General features: G+C 37.4%; 2 protein-coding genes. One reads left to right on the top strand and one right to left on the bottom strand.

The window, feature by feature from the left end:
- Positions 1 to 53 precede the first annotated feature (53 nt).
- A complete protein-coding gene (locus tag ABZ848_RS49565; RefSeq protein WP_360843756.1) occupies positions 54 to 638 on the top strand; it encodes an SHOCT domain-containing protein in 585 nt (194 codons plus the stop codon).
- A gap of 196 nt (positions 639 to 834) precedes the next feature.
- Here the strand turns inward: ABZ848_RS49565 and ABZ848_RS49560 are convergent.
- A partial coding sequence (locus tag ABZ848_RS49560) for a hypothetical protein (protein ID WP_360843753.1) occupies positions 835 to 1,120 on the bottom strand: 286 nt, incomplete at its 5' end.

Genomic DNA, 1,120 nt, shown 5'->3' with positions numbered 1-1,120 from the left:
GGGATGAATTGCTCGGTAAATGGATGCGTGATTAATATATTGTTGGGGGTAGTATGAAGAATGAACCGCTAAGTAGTGTTGAACAGAGTAAAATAATGTTATTTGTACTGGCGTTGCTTCCAGCAGTCTTTTTTGTTATTGGGGTGATTCCGGTTGTTTTTCTTATCTTTGGCACTTTAATGATGAAGAGAAATGGAGATTTCTCTCATGTAGAAACCGGAGTGAAAAATTTTAGAGGCTACTGTTATTTAGCACTTCTTGTTGCAGTTCTTTTTGCACTTTACTTCGCTACAACATTAGGAGCCTCATCTCGCTGGGAAAGGCAGGTCGAAGAGTTTATTATTTCATCCGTATTCGCTGGAATAGCTATAACTTACATATTGCTAGTGAATAAGTTATTCCTTTCTCCGCTGGCGTCTCATGCACGCTGGGTTGAAGTGAATGGTATTTTCTCTAATAAGTCTAGGTCAGCGTTGGAGAAAGGAAAGTCTACAGATATTGACATAATTAAAGGCGAGAAAATGAAGTCCTTTTCTGTTGCCGATGAGCTTATTAAATGGGCGAAATTAAAAGAAGATGGGCACATAAGTGAGCAAGAATTTCAAGATGCGAGGGCGAAATTGCTTCAAAGAAATTAGGCAAGGTCTTTTGAGCGGTTGAACTTGTTCAAGCGTTCAAAACGACCATATTTAAAAGCAGGCCGAGCAACTGCTCGGTTAGGCTGGAAAGAAAATCAGGGTCGAACCCTAACGATTTTCGGCTCGTTCGGAAAACGCGAAACGGTTGGGTAAAAAATCGGATTTTGAAAATTTAGCGTCGGACTCTATTTGGCATTTAGAGTTGAATGGTAAAAAATATTTTCGTTTGCCTATTGACAAGAGTTTTCGTTGATTTTAAGCTAAAATTCGACATATCAAAAAATGGAAATATCGCTTTATTGATATAAAAGTTTGAAAAAATAGAGCGGTAATTTTGAAAGATTTGGCTAAATTTTAGGCTGCTAACTTTTTGAAATTTTGGTTTTCTGGGGTGGAATTTAGCATTTTTCACCGCTGTGATTTTTGAAAAATCTACCAGTGTTTTTTTGTTCATTAGTCCGTTAAAAAGGAGATCCAAAATG

This window comes from Streptomyces sp. NPDC047081 (genome assembly GCF_040643775.1).
GTDB lineage: Bacteria > Actinomycetota > Actinomycetes > Streptomycetales > Streptomycetaceae > Streptomyces.
The sequence above is the reverse complement of the archived record's forward strand: the minus strand, read 5'-3'. Positions and strand labels throughout refer to the sequence as shown.